20 protein-coding genes are annotated in these 15,995 nt (G+C 32.6%); 16 read left to right on the plus strand and 4 right to left on the minus strand.

Going from position 1 to position 15,995, the window contains the following annotated elements; all coding sequences use genetic code 11:
* Positions 1-116 precede the first annotated feature (116 nt).
* The 7 genes from RZ55_RS00435 to RZ55_RS00465 all read left to right on the plus strand — a co-directional run bounded on the left by RZ55_RS00435 (position 117) and on the right by RZ55_RS00465 (position 6,011).
* Positions 117-806, plus strand: coding sequence for a response regulator transcription factor (locus RZ55_RS00435; protein WP_034531031.1), 690 nt, complete (start codon positions 117-119; stop codon positions 804-806).
* Positions 803-2,113: a sensor histidine kinase gene (locus RZ55_RS00440; protein ID WP_053792322.1), complete on the plus strand. Its 1,311-nt coding sequence runs from the start codon at positions 803-805 to the stop codon at positions 2,111-2,113. The genes RZ55_RS00435 and RZ55_RS00440 overlap by 4 nt, the downstream gene beginning before the upstream one ends.
* A gap of 151 nt (positions 2,114-2,264) precedes the next feature.
* Complete coding sequence (locus tag RZ55_RS07220; RefSeq protein WP_057175446.1) at positions 2,265-3,647, plus strand: GH25 family lysozyme; 1,383 nt, start codon at positions 2,265-2,267, stop codon at positions 3,645-3,647.
* 245 nt (positions 3,648-3,892) lie between these two features.
* Positions 3,893-4,321: an Hsp20/alpha crystallin family protein gene (locus RZ55_RS00450; protein ID WP_034531033.1), complete on the plus strand. Its 429-nt coding sequence runs from the start codon at positions 3,893-3,895 to the stop codon at positions 4,319-4,321.
* A gap of 28 nt (positions 4,322-4,349) precedes the next feature.
* Entirely contained in the window at positions 4,350-4,769 is a 420-nt protein-coding gene (locus RZ55_RS00455; RefSeq protein ID WP_053792324.1) for an Hsp20/alpha crystallin family protein, read from the plus strand.
* 168 nt (positions 4,770-4,937) lie between these two features.
* Complete coding sequence (locus RZ55_RS00460; RefSeq protein WP_143444161.1) at positions 4,938-5,615, plus strand: hypothetical protein; 678 nt, start codon at positions 4,938-4,940, stop codon at positions 5,613-5,615.
* 159 nt (positions 5,616-5,774) lie between these two features.
* Positions 5,775-6,011 carry a hypothetical protein gene (locus RZ55_RS00465; protein WP_053792326.1) on the plus strand — a complete coding sequence of 79 codons (237 nt, stop codon included), beginning with the start codon at positions 5,775-5,777 and terminating at the stop codon, positions 6,009-6,011.
* A 28-nt stretch (positions 6,012-6,039) separates the two neighbouring features.
* On the opposite strand, the gene RZ55_RS07340 is transcribed toward RZ55_RS00465, so the two are convergent.
* Positions 6,040-6,789, minus strand: coding sequence for a type II CAAX endopeptidase family protein (locus tag RZ55_RS07340; RefSeq protein WP_081034471.1), 750 nt, complete (start codon positions 6,787-6,789; stop codon positions 6,040-6,042).
* Positions 6,790-7,451: 662 nt separating this feature from the next.
* Here RZ55_RS07340 and RZ55_RS00475 point away from each other — a divergent pair.
* The 9 genes from RZ55_RS00475 to RZ55_RS00515 all read left to right on the plus strand — a co-directional run bounded on the left by RZ55_RS00475 (position 7,452) and on the right by RZ55_RS00515 (position 13,768).
* Positions 7,452-8,162 (plus strand): DUF805 domain-containing protein, encoded by a 711-nt coding sequence (locus tag RZ55_RS00475; RefSeq protein ID WP_057175449.1) that lies wholly within the window; start codon positions 7,452-7,454, stop codon positions 8,160-8,162.
* Between the two features lie 245 nt (positions 8,163-8,407).
* Complete coding sequence (locus tag RZ55_RS00480; RefSeq protein ID WP_057175450.1) at positions 8,408-8,686, plus strand: hypothetical protein; 279 nt, start codon at positions 8,408-8,410, stop codon at positions 8,684-8,686.
* A gap of 212 nt (positions 8,687-8,898) precedes the next feature.
* Positions 8,899-9,093 (plus strand): hypothetical protein, encoded by a 195-nt coding sequence (locus RZ55_RS00485; protein WP_057175451.1) that lies wholly within the window; start codon positions 8,899-8,901, stop codon positions 9,091-9,093.
* Between the two features lie 97 nt (positions 9,094-9,190).
* Entirely contained in the window at positions 9,191-9,874 is a 684-nt protein-coding gene (locus tag RZ55_RS00490) for a zinc-ribbon domain-containing protein (RefSeq protein WP_057175452.1), read from the plus strand.
* 18 nt (positions 9,875-9,892) lie between these two features.
* Complete coding sequence (locus tag RZ55_RS00495) at positions 9,893-10,687, plus strand: DUF805 domain-containing protein (protein WP_057175453.1); 795 nt, start codon at positions 9,893-9,895, stop codon at positions 10,685-10,687.
* 130 nt (positions 10,688-10,817) lie between these two features.
* On the plus strand, positions 10,818-11,045 hold the full coding sequence (locus RZ55_RS00500) for a hypothetical protein (RefSeq protein WP_053792333.1): 228 nt from the start codon (positions 10,818-10,820) through the stop codon (positions 11,043-11,045).
* 171 nt (positions 11,046-11,216) lie between these two features.
* The gene (locus tag RZ55_RS00505) at positions 11,217-12,065 is read left to right on the plus strand and encodes a DNA adenine methylase (RefSeq protein WP_053792334.1); all 849 of its coding nucleotides are present in this window, start codon (positions 11,217-11,219) and stop codon (positions 12,063-12,065) included.
* Positions 12,066-12,083: 18 nt separating this feature from the next.
* A complete protein-coding gene (locus RZ55_RS00510; protein ID WP_053792335.1) occupies positions 12,084-12,851 on the plus strand; it encodes a DNA-methyltransferase in 768 nt (255 codons plus the stop codon).
* On the plus strand, positions 12,848-13,768 hold the full coding sequence (locus RZ55_RS00515; RefSeq protein ID WP_053792336.1) for a type II restriction endonuclease: 921 nt from the start codon (positions 12,848-12,850) through the stop codon (positions 13,766-13,768). The genes RZ55_RS00510 and RZ55_RS00515 overlap by 4 nt, the downstream gene beginning before the upstream one ends.
* A gap of 25 nt (positions 13,769-13,793) precedes the next feature.
* Here RZ55_RS00515 and RZ55_RS00520 read toward each other — a convergent pair whose 3' ends face one another.
* The 3 genes from RZ55_RS00520 to RZ55_RS00530 all read right to left on the minus strand — a co-directional run bounded on the left by RZ55_RS00520 (position 13,794) and on the right by RZ55_RS00530 (position 15,857).
* Positions 13,794-14,957 carry an MrcB family domain-containing protein gene (locus RZ55_RS00520; RefSeq protein WP_057175454.1) on the minus strand — a complete coding sequence of 388 codons (1,164 nt, stop codon included), beginning with the start codon at positions 14,955-14,957 and terminating at the stop codon, positions 13,794-13,796.
* A gap of 223 nt (positions 14,958-15,180) precedes the next feature.
* Complete coding sequence (locus tag RZ55_RS00525; RefSeq protein WP_057175455.1) at positions 15,181-15,381, minus strand: hypothetical protein; 201 nt, start codon at positions 15,379-15,381, stop codon at positions 15,181-15,183.
* A 131-nt stretch (positions 15,382-15,512) separates the two neighbouring features.
* On the minus strand, positions 15,513-15,857 hold the full coding sequence (locus RZ55_RS00530) for a hypothetical protein (protein ID WP_057175456.1): 345 nt from the start codon (positions 15,855-15,857) through the stop codon (positions 15,513-15,515).
* Between the last annotated feature and the right edge of the window lie 138 nt (positions 15,858-15,995).

A 15,995-nucleotide genomic window follows, 5' to 3' on the forward strand; every position in this document is an offset into this window, starting at 1 on the left:
GCACTTCCTTTTTTGGAATGATTTAAGTCTAGTTTAAGAAAATTAAACTAATCTTAAAGCAATCATAAACTTAACTTAAATAACAAAATTAATTGAAATCGAAAGGAATGATTAACATGGATGGTTTAAATATCTTAATCGTCGAAGACGACGAAAACTTAGCAGCCAGTGTGGCTCAATTCTTATCACCAATCGGAAACACAACGGTGGTAAATGATGGTTTTGAAGGCCAAATGATGGGCCAAGACAACATCTATGACATCGCAATTTTAGATTTAATGCTACCGGAAGTCAGTGGATACGATATCTTAAAACACTGGCGAGTAGACGACGAAATAGACATGCCCGTTTTAATTTTGACCGCCAAGGACACTATGGCTGATAAGGTGCATGGGTTCGAATTAGGCGCCGACGATTACTTAACTAAGCCATTCCATCGTGAAGAACTAATCCTTCGTGTAAAGGCCTTATTAAAGAGAACAGGTCGTCTTGGTAACAACAACACATTGTCGGTGGGTGAATTTAATGTTGACTTAGGTCGCCACTACGTTGAATACCAACATCAAGAATTGAAATTAAACGGAAAAGAGTACGATCTATTGGTCTACTTCATGCAAAATCCTTCTACTATTATTACCAAGGACCAAATCTTCGATCGTCTATGGGGATTTGATTCTGAAACTTCATTATCAGTAGTTGAGGTATACATGAGTAACTTAAGAAAGAAGATTAAACAAATTTCTGGAGAAAACCCAATCAAGACCCTAAGAAACGTAGGGTACATGCTAGAAGGATCTAATCAATGAGAGATCGCATTTTAGAGCACAAACAACAAATTAAGTTATTCATTAAGGAACTAATTGGTTTTGCGATTTTATTTGCGATTTTAGGATTAATTGTTTACTTCTTCTTCCAAAAGTCGATTTACTCCAACATCGACGCTGGGTTGAACCGCCAAAAGGAACGAATTGAACGAAACACATACGCCAATGAAGGCCCATTGAGTGTCAATCAACGTCCTGGTGGATTTAATCCGTTTAACAACTACAACAATAGTGATTTTCAGACTAACGTGATTGTCTTCAATAAAAAGGGAATTATCTCCAATAGGGGGATGCTTGGTCAAAGAAATTACAAGCTATTGAGTAAGTTGACCGTTAAGAACAGAAAATTAAATCAAGTTGAAGAAATTACTTTGTGGTCTCACAATTACGTGACCACGTTTAGAGGGATTCTATTAAAGGTGTCCGACGATAACACTAATCCCGAGTATGCGGGTAATTATGTATTGATTTTGCAAAACATCGATGCTGATTTACTTGCCTTACACAGTTTCGTCGAAGCATTGATTGTGACATTGATATTCTTCTGGGCAATTGCGATTTTAATTGCTTACTACCTATCTAAGTCGAGTATGAAACCAATCATTAATTCATGGCACAGACAAAAGGAATTCAGTTCCAACGCCGCCCATGAATTGAGAACGCCATTGACGGTTATTCAAAACCAGATGGAATTCTTGTTAACTAAACCAAATGACAAAGTCGTCGATCAGATTCAACCGGTATCGACGACCTTAGAAGAGGTTAAGCATCTAAAGGTCTTAACCCAACGACTATTGACGCTAGCGCGTTCTGATTCCAACATCGTCCAAGCACAACGTTCTGATGTTGAATTGAAACCATTCTTTGAAGGCGTCTTGTCACCATTTAACGAGATTGCCACAAGTCAAAACAAGTCATTTGTCGACACCATCGATGTCGATGGAACTGGCCATATTGATGCCGATTTGATTAAACAATTGGTGGTTATCCTAATTGATAATGCGATGAAATATACACCAAAGGGTGGTACCGTTGCCGTTAAGATTGTAAAGAACCACAGTAATCTAAGGATTGTGGTTTCAGATACTGGAAACGGTGTTCCTGACGAGGATAAAGCACGTATCTTTGAACGTTTCTATCGTACAGACAAGTCGAGAAATTCCAAGACTGGGGGAACTGGTTTGGGATTATCAATCGCTAAATGGATTGTCGACCAACATCATGGTCGCATTCATGTCCGTGATAATCATCCAACTGGATCAATTTTTACAGTAAATATTAATTTATAAAATATTAAATATTACAAAGTTTTTCTAAAATTTAATATGGAATTGGCTTTCTTTTACCCCTCCGGCTCTGTTACAATATGCAATAATGATAAAGCGATAAGAGGAGGTGTATAAGATATAAATTAATTTTTTAATTTCTTTATATCTTTATATGAGAAAAAAAGGATTATGGTTCTCGATTGTTGCCGTAATCGGTTTGATGCTTGCTAGCACCTCTGTACCAGCGATGGCTGATGCAAGTAACGCTAACACATCAAACACCGTTTATGACATGTCAGAATGGCAAGGTAGCCTTACCGATACCCAAGCACAACAATTAAGAAATGAAGTGCCATTCGTTATTTTAAGAGTGCAATACGGTAGTGCCTATGCCGACAAGACATTTGAACACAATCGTGATCTAATGGACAAGTATGGTATCCCATACGGGGTATACTCATTCAGTCAATACGAAAATCCTAGTGATGCCGCTTATGAGGCTAAAGTGCTATACAGTCGTGCACCACGTGCAAGATTTTACGTAAATGACTATGAATCACAAACTGTTACTTCTGGTGGAACCAATGAATCAACCGATGCATGGTTGAAGGCATTGAGACCATTAGTTGGTCAACGTAAGATTTTATTCTATTCATATGCTAATTTCATGGTTCAAAACGCAGCTAGTTCAGTTGCTAACTATGACGGTTACTGGTTAGCCGCATACCAAAACAACGAACCTGCCAGAGAACATGTTTTATGGCAATTTACAGATAAGTTCCATTCAAATGCACTAGGTAAAAACCTAGATGCAAGTATGTTTACCTCAAAGGATGCTAACTGGTTCATTGGTGACGTTTCCGATGCCACAAATCCTACTCCAGTACCAAAGATTAAAGTACCAAAGAGTGATCAATCTTCTAAAAAGGTAAACAAGAAACAAAGTGCTGCGCAAAAGAATGCAGCTAGCCCAGCTAACCAACAAGCTGCCAACAACAATAACAGTAACAACACTTCTGTAACTACCACTAAGAAAAAGAAAAAGGCTGTAGTTAAGAATGTTGATTACACTGCCGTTAATAAATCAATGACAATTGCTGGTGGTACTGGTTTGAAGATTTACAACCATGTACCTGGCGATAAACGTTACAAGAAGAACACTAAGGCCGTTCATAAGAGTAATTCTTACGCAACCAAGCGAGTTACTATTAACTCAGTAGCTAAGAATACTTCAAATGGTCGTACTTACTACCGTGTTCTACAAAACGGTAAGGTATTAGGTTGGATCAACACCAATGGCTTGGTATCTAACGTCACTTACTCCAAGTACCACGCTACTAAGATTGTTAGAATGCATCCAAAGGTAAACTTCTACAATCACGTTGGTAACAGTGGATTCGCTGACATTCACGTTACTAACTACGGTACCGGATACGCATACACCCCAGTACAAATTACCCAACGTGCTAAGAAAGACGGATGGAAGAAGTACTACTACAAGGCTTACTACCAAGGTAAATTTATTGGTTGGGCTTACGGTGCAATGTTTAAATAAAAAACTTTGATCAAAAAGACGATTCGAAAAAAGAATCGTCTTTTTTTATATATTTTTAAAATTTTTTATTAAAAATAAATGCCGTCATATCAATATTTATAGCGTATTTTTAGCACTTGACTAAATTGAGTGCTAGTTTTCTCTTGACTATTTGACCAATACTGACTAATATAAGAATTGTTGATAGGAAATAAATAACTACCAACTAAATATTGAAAATAAAATAATGAAAAGGGGCTTTGATTATGGCTAACGAATTAAGAAACAGAGACTTCAATGTATTTGATCCAATGAACGATTTCTTCGGTGACTTTGGTAAGAATTTCTTCAATTCAGTTGCTGGTAATCAAATGAAGACTGACGTTATTGAAAACGAAGATAATTACGTAGTAAGCTCTGAATTACCTGGTTTCAAGAAGGATGAAATTCATCTAGATTACAACAACGATACTTTAAGCATTCATGCTACACATGACTTGAGTAAGGAAGACACCAACAAGGAAGGTAAGGTATTAAGAAAGGAACGCACTTCAAGCAATATCGCACGTGCATTCTACCTACCTGATATCGATATTGATAATGTATCTGCCGACTATGATGGCGGTATTTTAAAGATTACATTACCAAAGCAAGAAGTTAAGGATGAAGAGGCACACAAAATCAACATTAACTAATTAACTCAAATAATTGGAGGGATATCTTATGGCAAACGAACTAAGAAACAATGTATTCAACGACTTTATGGATCCAATGAGCAACTTCTTTGATGGATTAGGCAGAAACATGGCTAACTCCTCAAAGATGAAGACAGATGTTATCGAAAATGATGACGAATTCGAAGTGAAAGCTGAACTACCTGGATTTAAGAAGGAAGATATCAACATTAATTACGAAAACGATACCTTAACAATCCATGCTATTCACGATTTGAACAAGGAACAAAAAGACGAAGACGGTAAGTTGATTAGAAGCGAAAGGACATCTAGCGATGTCAGTCGTTCATTCTACTTACCTGATGCAGACACTGATAAGATTGGTGCTAAGTATGACGGTGGTATCTTGGATATCATGGTACCTAAATCAGCTGAAAAAGAATCAAAGCACACAATTTCTATTAACTAATTTAAAAAAGAGTCATTGAGGCTCTTTTTTTGTGTATTTTTTCTGTAATATAAAGTGAAAAAATATTATAATGGAATTATAATGATTTTTTAAGGATGATTGGAGTGTTAGTAGATGAGATTAGGTTGTTCAGGAGCGTTAGTTCTAATATTTTTACTTTTATGTGTGGTGGCTAATCCGATATTAGCGATTACTATCGGTATTATCATTGCTTTAGCGGTGATTGTATACGTAGTGATTAAGAACCACGGAGAGGTAGAACAAGCGCGTTATAACAATGCTCAAACGATTGATGCCTCAATGTCAAAAGAAACATCATTCCAATTTAATAGTATGGTATACAAGCCAGTCACATCTTCTAAGGATGACATTCCTAACATGGAAATGATCCTAAGAACTGACCCAATCAAATATATTAAGAGCGATGAATTATCAAAACGTGAGCAAGACATGCTAGATTCAGGTTACTCAATGGAAAACATCAGGGTTGCCAGAATTAACGTTGTTCAAGGATACAACGCTCAATACCAATTATTTGATCGTTACTATGATGTCCTAAAAGTTGAAGCTGACATCACAACCGTTCCAAATCGTGCCATGACGGTATTACTAAAACAAATGGTAATGTGCTTCTACCACCAGGAATTTGGTTTAATCATTGATGTTCAACCACACTCATTTGACGATAACATGATTAAGAAGTTCATCGAACTATGCCCAGAAGTTAACATGTCTTCCTCATACTTCGATAATGCTAATATTACTAACGAAAGATTCTTAAACCAACGCATTGATAAAGGTTGCCTAAACGCCTTTAAGAACATCATGGTTGGTTACGACCTATAATGTATATGAAAAAGGGCTGCCAAGTTTTGGCAGTTCTTTTTATTTTTATTGACTTAAATCATTAATAGATATATAAACTTAGTAAGTAGTTTTTAACTTAAAATTAATTTTTATCATAAACTACTATACATAGTTTTACATTTTACCGGAGTGATGATAATGAAAAAATACAGTAACACTGTTTGGACCATTTTTTTACTATACGTTTTAATATTATTATTTAGCGTCCACAGTTTAGTAATTTTTATTGCTGGATTGGCAATGCTTTCTATCCCAGTCGGATTAAGAAACATGCTGATTGTTGATTTCCATAATCGAACTAAATGGTTCAACGTCGTAATGACAATCGTCGATGTATTGTTGTTAGGCGCAATCATTTGGATCAATATCAAATAAAAAAGCATACGCTTTAGCGTATGCTTTTTTAATATATCCACATCATTAGTACTATGAAGACGTCCCACATTGATCTTAAGATAATAGGAGCGATGATTCCATTCGTTTTTTCTCTAGCAAGACCTAATAGGATACCCACAATTATGTAGAACGAAAGGAAAATAATATTAAACAAAGAGTGGGAAATTCCAAAGATAATAGCTGAAAAGATAATTGCAAAATCACTATTCCACGTTTTTTCTAAGAAAGAAATCACTAATCCTCTAAAAAAGAGCTCATCTATGATTGGTGATAAAGTGAAACTAGTGCAAACACTAATAATTTGTAGATAATGGTTATTAAATCCTGTTAAAGTAAAAAGATTATTATGGATACCATTATTTGGTTTAATCACGACTACTATGAAAATGACATTTAAAATTAGCATTGCAATGCTAATTTTTATCAATGAAGAGTCAAATCGATTATTCTGAAATAATTCGATAATAGAATCATTAATTAGATGCCGATATAGATAAACGATTATGGTTATTAATAATAGAAAAGAAACTAATATTTGAATAGTAATTGTTCTAACAGTCCCGTCGGTTAATTGATAGATAGGGTACTGCACTAATCCCATTAAGGGGGATATAAACACCAACAAAAAAATAAAAGAAGTTTTTCTCATCACACTCCTCCTCCTGTCATATGATGATTGAAGCTTTTTACTATTAATTTTGTCACCATTATAATTCCATAAACATAAGATTTTAATTATTTTTTTGTAAAAAAACATCTGTGATTTTAAACAATTTTAAAATGAGAACTGATTGATATTTTTTCGTTTATCATGATTGATGATTTGAAAATTTACCGTCATATTACAGTGATAATGCTTTAATTGGCAGTTTTTTTGTCGTGAAATTCAAAGAATTTCTTGATTTTGTATTAAAAAACATTAAATAATGAAGACGAATTTTACGCAATATGTATAAATTACGAGGAGAAATATTGAATATCATAATTTTGAATAAAAATATCTTTTTTAAGAAGATTTAAATAATAACCGTGATTTTTTTATTAACTGCATATAGTTTAACTTATGAGTAATTATTAGATAAAGATGAATTATAAAGGGTTCCGACGATTTTAATTACTTTATTTTAGCTACCTAAAAAAATATAAAAAGGTTCAAATTCCATTTTTGTGGATTGAGTGTATAATAAATTACTTTTATTGATCCATATAATATGAATTTGCACTAAAAATCTTTTAAATAAAGGATTTATTAGACTTTGTGATGCAGACAAATTATATATTTCGATTATATTTATACGAGTGTTCATTTATACATTTTTCTATTTTTTTATTTTCTTGCTTCTATTAATATTTTCGTATATACCTATATATAATAATTAATATCGATATTAATGATTCATTTTACAGAGGTGAAAATATATGGAAGAAAAACATTGTCCAATATGTGGACAAGCGTTACCAATCGACGCTAAATTTTGTAATAAATGCGGTGCTAAACAAGTGGATATTCAACAAGTAAATGATGCCAAAACTGTTGTTCCACCAGTTAGACCAGAAGTGTCATTTTTTGGCGCAATAAAAGATATGTTTAAGAGATTGTTTACTATTAAGGGGTGCTCCAGTAGATCTGAATATTGGTATGCACAGTTATTTTTATTTATTTGTTTGACTCTTGCTCAATCTATTTTGATATACGCTCACCATTCATTGGTGCATGTATATGGTAATTTGTTTGCTGCTAAATGTATTATGGGAGTAATTTCGTTAATCTTTGGGTTCTTCATGGTAGTTGAATTTTGTTTAACTTTTAGAAGATTACATGATTCTGATATGTCAGGTGGTTTTCTTTGGCTTTTACTAGTTCCTATTTGTGGATTTATTGTTATGATCGTACTTCTATGCTTACCTACTAAGACCGGTGGCTATATGAGATTTGGCGATTATGTAAAACCTTCATTGACTGCTAATGTGATAGGATTACTACTTACTGCCTTTTTGGCAATTGCATTTTTTAGAACTCATTTTGTTTTCCTTTATCATTATAATTATGTTTATGATAATGATAATCATGTTGTTGTTGAAAAACATGGCAAACATGATGAGGATATCAACATTGATTTCTTTGGCTAATGATTGGAAAAAAGCACACATTAAATGTGTGCTTTTATTTTTTTTCAGCATTTCATATAAAGTGTATAATTAAATAAAATGTATTCGAAATAAATGGAAAACAATATGGATTTCGACAATAACCAAAATGACAAATCGCCATTTGATCATTTCGATGAAAGTTATCACTTATTTAAAACAATAAATAAGATTAATGATAATATTTGTAAACCATTAAGATGATTTTCAAAAGGGAGGAAGCCAACATGAGAAAAAAGAAAACCCAAAATAGTTCTTCTAAATCATGGATAATTTTGATTTTAGTTGTTGGATTGGGTAGTGCAGCAATAGGTAGCATTTATGGCTTAATGTCCAATGCATTTATTGCTGAAAGTTGGCATGACTTTCTTAAATTGACCATGATTTCAGCAGGAAGTGGATTATTCTTATTCGTTTTGTACCTAATTTATAGTTTTATCACCGAAAGAATACACAAAAAACATCCAACCTGGTTTGCGCCACAGGATCCACCATCGAAAAAATAAAAGCACACATTCCTGTGTGCTTTTTTATTTGGCGTTATTTTCCCAATCATTTCTATCGTCGTTGGCATCGACGATGTACTGGCGTAGTTCCTCTTTTTTATTTGCAGAGATTTGACCATATGAACATTCTAAATACAAACTTTTTCATATCCTTTAAATTAATTAGATAAGTTGTATAATTACATTAGCCTATAAAAAAGAAGATGATAGACATGAAATTTGGCATGAGAAAGCCAAGCTGGAAAAAGTCATTATCAGCACGGACAAGAGGACGTGCGGTACGTTCGATGAAACGTGTAGTTAACCCATACTATGGTAAGAAGGGTATGGGATGGATTAATAATCCACATAAGGCGTTATATAACAAGGTCTACCATAAGACAACTTTCAACTTGTTTAAGTGGTAGTTTGTACTCCTCCGTATGGGGGATACATATTTATTAAATGGGTGGCAACCATCAAAAAAGTATTTTTTTGATATTTATATAATAAAGGGGAATGGCAATGAATCATAAGTTTTGTATTAAGTGTGGCAATTTGATCAATAATGATGCACAATTTTGCCCAATCTGTGGACAATCTCAAGGCAACAATATGTCTAATGCCCAACAATCCACAATGGTGAACCAACAACCATACAATAATGCTGGTTATGCTGGTGTTAATGTACCAGCGCAAAAGAAAGTTTTCTTTTCTGAATCTGTTTGTACTTTCTTTACTAAGATGTTCAGCGTTGAAGGAACTGCAAGTAGAGCAGAATTCTGGTATGGAGCACTTATGTATCTAATACTAAGTGTAAGTATTGTTGTTTATAGTATTTTTGCTTCTGTAAAAATGATGACCAGAATGTATGACTATAAGAATGGTGCTTATATTGTTCTATTCTTTGATATATTTATGGGATTACTAGTCGCATTATCAGTGATTGCATTAATAAGTGCTGGTGCCAGAAGGTTACATGATACTGGAAAATCAGCTCATTATTTATGGATTTATTTGATTCCACTTGTTGGGTACATTATTACGATTGTTTTCCTATGTGGTCCATCTCAACCAGTTAATAATCCATACAAAGAAGCTAAACTTACTAGTGGCCAAAGAGGCGGTATGATTACTTTCTACGTTTTGTATGTTTTAATCTCATTAGCTGTCCAAACTTTTTGGTATATAGCTATATTAGGATTTTAATCGTTTAGGGGGATAATGATGAACAATAAATTTTGTCCAAAGTGTGGACAGGCACTAGATATAAATGCGAAATTCTGCAATAAATGTGGATTTGAACAAGCAAGTGAAACACAAAATAGTAACATTAATAATCAAACTCAACAAAACGCAAACGTTGAAGAAAAATTTGTAAATGATGGTTACAACCAACAACGAGATTTTTCCAATCAAGCATTTGCGCAACAAAACAACGTTACATTTTCGGATGCAATGAGTGATATGTTTAAAAGATTATTCACCATTTCAGGATGTTCAACTAGAGCTCAATTTTGGTATGGCCAACTAGTGCTTACCTTATGCCTAATTGTTCTAAGAGTTCTTTTATTGGCTGTATATAATCCATTATTAAACAGTGTTGGTGGTTTTAGATTCTTAAGACTTATAATCATCGTTGTATCACTATTAACAGCATTCCTTAACACTGTCGGAATTATTTTGATGTTTAGAAGGCTTCATGATGCTAACCTTTCTGGAAACTTTTTATGGTTAGGACTAATTCCAATCGTTGGATGGGTTATACTAATTGTTCTTTTCTGCCAACCTTCTAAGCAAGAAGGTAAGGACAGATTCGGTGATTACGTTGCACCAACTAAGACCGCAATCATCTTTGGTTGCGCTGTTACTGTAATTTTCTGGGTTATTACAACAACATCTACAACGGTTACTGCAATCGAACAATATCATTGGAATTATGAATACACCCATTACAATCCAAAGAGTGATGAGGATTATGACACTAGTGATACTGACTCTTCATCTGATGACACTTACTAATCATTTTTGATTTACGTAATATAAAAAAACTAACATACTATGGTAAAGTAATTTACTGTTTTCAACTTGTTTAAGTGGTAAACAATACCCCGTGTATGCGGGGGAATACATATGAAACGGAGTAGATCAGATGGAACCTACATCTAATAGACAAATGATTTTTGCGTTGATAAGATTACAATCAGTAATGGTTGCTTTAATGATTTCTTCTTTTTTAATCTGGGATAGCTTTTTTAATGGTCCAGATACGACAGTAAGAAAAGTAACGGCAATTGTTACATTTATTCTTTCAATTGTTTTGCTTTTTATCGAATCTACAATTGATACTATTGATATGGATAGTTTTTTCGAAGATTAGTGTTATGTAATAAAATAAATTAATTATGATAAAAAAGAATGTTGAATTATCAACATTCTTTTTTTATTACTATATCAAATGTTTTTATAGCATTAATTACTAATATGTTAAAATTGAATAAAGATTTTTTTCGTATTTATAAAAGATGAAAAACTTTTTGGAGGTGAAGAAATGAACGATTTATTTAACACAGAAAATAATTTAAAACCTATCACTAAATGGGTTGGAGGGAAAAGACAGTTATTAAACAAATTAAATGAATTTAAACCAGACTCATTCGAGACTTATTTCGAACCATTTGTAGGTGGGGGAGCTTTTTTATTTAACTTAGCACCAGAAAAAGCAGTTATAAATGATTTTAATGCAGATTTAGTGAACTTATACAGAATTGTAAAAAAAGATCCTGAGAATTTATTAAAAGTTTTAGAAAAACATGCGGAAAATAATAGTAAAGAATATTATTTACGATTAAGGGAATTAGATAGAAGTGATGCTATCAATGAATTATCTGACGTAGAAAAAGCTGCAAGAATTTTATATATGTTAAAAGTAGATTTTAATGGCCTTTACAGAGTGAATAAGAAAAATCAGTTTAATGTTCCTTATGGTAGGTATAAAAATCCAAATATTGCTAATAGAGAGAATATTATGAGCGTAAGCAATTATTTTAATCAATCTAACGTAGATATACTTAATGGGGACTTCGAAAAAGCGGTAGAAAATGCCAAAAAAGATGACTTTGTGTATTTTGATCCTCCTTATGTACCAGTAAATCCAACGTCAGATTTCACCTCATATACTTCTGAAGGTTTTAACATATCTGATCAGGAAAGACTTAGAGACCTTTTCTTTGATCTTAGTAAAAGCGGAGTTAAAGTAATGCTAAGCAACTCAGATGTAGATTTAGTAAGGGATATGTATAAAGATGCAAATATACACTCTGTACAGGCTAATAGATTCATAAATTCTAAGTCTGATAAACGAGGCAAGATTGGTGAGGTCATAATAACTAATTATTAAATTTTAGAGGCAATTTTAATGAAGAAAATATTTAACGATAATATTACAACACTTATAAAATCAGATTCTTTTGATTGTATGAAGAAAATAAATGATAAGTCTATTGATGTTATTGTTGCTGATCCACCATACTTTCTTAGTAATGGTGGGTTTTCTAATAGTGGCGGCAAGCGAGTAAGCGTTGATAAAGGTAAGTGGGACCAAGAACAAGATCCTGAGGAGTTTTATTCTCGATTCTTGAATGAAGTGGACAGAATTTTAAAAGATGATGGTACTTTTTGGGTTTTTGGTTCAATGCATAATATATATATGCTAGGTTATTTGATTCAAAAGATGGGATGGAAAATTTTGAATAATATTACTTGGCAAAAATCGAATCCTGCACCAAATTTAAGTCGAAGAATGTTTACACATTCTACTGAAACTATACTCTGGGTAAAAAGAGAACATGGTAGACAATTATTTAATTATGATTTTATGCGTGAGTTAAATGGCGGAAAACAAATGAAAGATGTTTGGACAACACCAACTACACAAAAAATGGAAAAACGATTTGGTAAGCATCCAACTCAAAAACCTTTATCAGTAGTAAAAAGGATAATAGAAGCATCTACCAATAAGGATTCACTAGTTCTTGATCCTTTTGTTGGAAGTGGAACAACATGTGTTGCATGTAGACAGCTCGGTGTGAGATCTATTGGTATAGATATGGCAGAAGAGTACTTGGACATTGCAAAGAATAGAGTTGAAGATTATTCAAACGAAAGAGTAGGTAATATTCGATGAAGTATGAAGAATATATATCAATGGACATGGACGATAAATTTAAATATTTTATGGAAACAAGGTTTCCAACAAATAGAACTTCAAGTTATTGGGTTAATTGGGATAAAGTGAAAGAAAATATCTCCAATTACGAAATTATGTTAAATACTATGAATTATTTGGTTGGAAAAGATGATATTGAAAATAGAGCTAACGAATTATTGAGTGAACAGCCTGATCTTATTAGGACAATACCCATTTTGATGGCTTGTAGAGATGATAATATAAATGTTCTTCATTATGATGAGCAATTTAATATGAGTAATGAACATCTAGACTTTAATAATCCAAATGATGATATTCATAAATATATTGAATTTATGAAAGAAAGTGGACTTTTATCTTTTTTAAAAAATCATGTATCTAGATCTTTAGTAGATTATGCATATGGAGTGGAAGTCGGCTTAGACTCCAATGGTAGAAAAAATCGTAGTGGTACTGAAAATGAAAATATTTTGGAGAGAAATTTAAATCTACTTATAAAGCATAATCCATCATGTGAATACATGGTTCAAGCCACTGCTGATTCTATAAAAAGAAGTTGGGATGTTTTAGTTCCTGAAGCTCTTGAGAGTGGAAGAAAAGGTGGAAGAAGATATGATGGAGCAGTATTTAATAGTGAAACTGGTAAGGTTCTAGTCATAGAAACCAATTTTTATGGTGGTGGAGGATCAAAACTAAAGGCTGTAGCAGGAGAATTTAGTGAAATGTATGGTCAGTTCTTAAAAACTGCTAAGAATGTTGATTTTGTTTGGATAAGTGATGGTCCAGGATGGGATACAGCAAAAAATCCAATGAGAGAAGCTTTTGATGTTATTCCAAATATCATAAACTTAAAAATGGTTAGCGATGGATATTTAAGCGATATCATTAAATAAAAAAGAAGCATATTATGCTTCTTTTTTATTTTGGTATTGATGTAAAGGAAATAGGTTGTAAGTCTAAATTATTAAACATATCACCATTTAACACATAATATTTTGGACCGTTTATAGAATTTTTGAAATCGTAAACTCTGTAAATGTAATATTTATTTCCATAGTGTTTTGATGCATTTAGCTCATTTATTGAAATTTGAAATTTATTATTTTTCGATTTATCTGTTGTTGTTTTTACTTCGATAAACATCTTATTACCATTATTATCAAAAGACAGTATATCGTATCCGAGCCCATCACCTTTAGTTTTAGATACTTGTTCTACTTTTGCTGCTAAATCGTATTTTCCGTATTTTTCAAGCTTGAGTTTTTCTATTTTTTCAACCCATTCTTCTCCGGTATCACCCCAAAATTTTTTCATCTTTTGGATGTGATCAAAATCGATTTTTTTATATGTTTCATTGTAAGTCTTTTCATTTTGTTTTTTATAATGAGGAACAGAATCTGGTTCAACATATTCTAATAAATTATACGGTTCCATAGATAAATCCTCATCATTATTATCAGTCGAATAAGTAACATTTTCACCGTAAGTTATTTTCAAATTGGATATAACGTTAATTAATAATTCTTTCATGGCTTTTAGGTCATTAACCATTTGTTCGTTGGATGGCATATTTTCTCTATTGTATTCTATGCTCAATATATTACTTATTTCATATCCTTTTGGATTGTCAGATTTACTTCCTAAATTAATATTGTAAACGGGCTTGTCTATATGACATAGTGATTTACTGCTTATTATGTCACGTATTGATTTGGTCGTTCTATCGAGCTTTTGTAGTCCAATTTTTGTACCATATTTATTTTTAAATGATGTCCAACCTTGGTTTAGAGATAAGTACATTCGTTTATGATCCGCGGAGAGTAGGTACACCAAATATACACCCTGCTGTGCACTTAATTTAAAAGTTAATACGTCAAATAGGCCAATCCATGGAACTTCAGCCCATGTTCCCTGACCAGCTGAACCGTAAAATTTGAATCTAGCCGATGATATTTTTTTTGTATCAGGAATATCGTTCATTCCATGTCTTATTCTATCTGCCACGAAACTATTTTTCATGATAGTTGAAGTGTTGTAGTTGTCCATTATGTATTCAATAAGATCCTTTAAAGTAAGCAGCATTTTAAATACCTCTATTTTAAATTTAGTTTATATATTAAATATGCCACAAATTGTTTCTTTTTTAAACGAAATTTTTGTCAATTAAAAAAAGGCACCCATCTGGGTGCCTTTTTCTATTTAGAATGTCTCTACATTATATTGAAAATCTATCAAGTAACAAAGTAGTGCAATCATGAATTCGAAATCTCTTCATCATCATAAGACCTTCTTTGACTCTACAAGATTATAGTGAGTTGTCAGCTTTGCTATGAGTTTGGTATTGATGATTATTGTAATCATACAATGCCCTTTCAAAATCATGGAATGTGTGAACATCAGTAGGGTCTTCCTTGCGACCTTTCTTCAATAATGTTCTTAGGTAATCAATCATACCTGGTGTTGTCTTTACTTGCTTAATTCCATCTATAATTTCTGATTCAGTCATATTAATCGCCTCTACCAATTCAATTTATATCTGAATCCAACTATATATTAGCACCATAGATGCGAAGTGTTTAGTATTTAGTTCGATAAAATTTAAAATAAAAAAGGCTCTCCAAAACGGAGAGCTTTTTCTTATTGTGTGATTTCCACTTTATCTAGTTTTACCTTAAATCCAGCGTTGGATAGGGTACCAGTAAGTGTGATGTTCTTAGTACCATATTTGGCGGAGTAACGGTAGGTATTACCTTTACCAGTATCAGAGTTCGAATTGTAGATACGATCGCTGTTGTGTTGATTTAAGTACACGTAAGTTGATTCGTTGGCAGCCACTTTCTTTAGTTCTTGTTGGTTGCTGATTGCTGAACTAGCTTGTTTGCTTAAAGATGTTTGAATGTAGAAGTCTTTTCCTACAGGTAGGACAATAAAAATAAGTACAGCAAGGAATACTAAGATAATAATGTTTCTGATTGCCTTCATCATGGCACCTCCTTTGAATTTTATAGTAATAAGAATATACCACTTTATAAACTTAATGAAAATGACAAACTATTGTCATTATTTTGTATTAACTTGTTAAAACGTTGATATGACATGATTTTTATGGCCTTTTTTAAT

The sequence above is a fragment of the Apilactobacillus kunkeei genome (genome assembly GCF_001421115.1).
GTDB lineage: Bacteria > Bacillota > Bacilli > Lactobacillales > Lactobacillaceae > Apilactobacillus > Apilactobacillus kunkeei_F.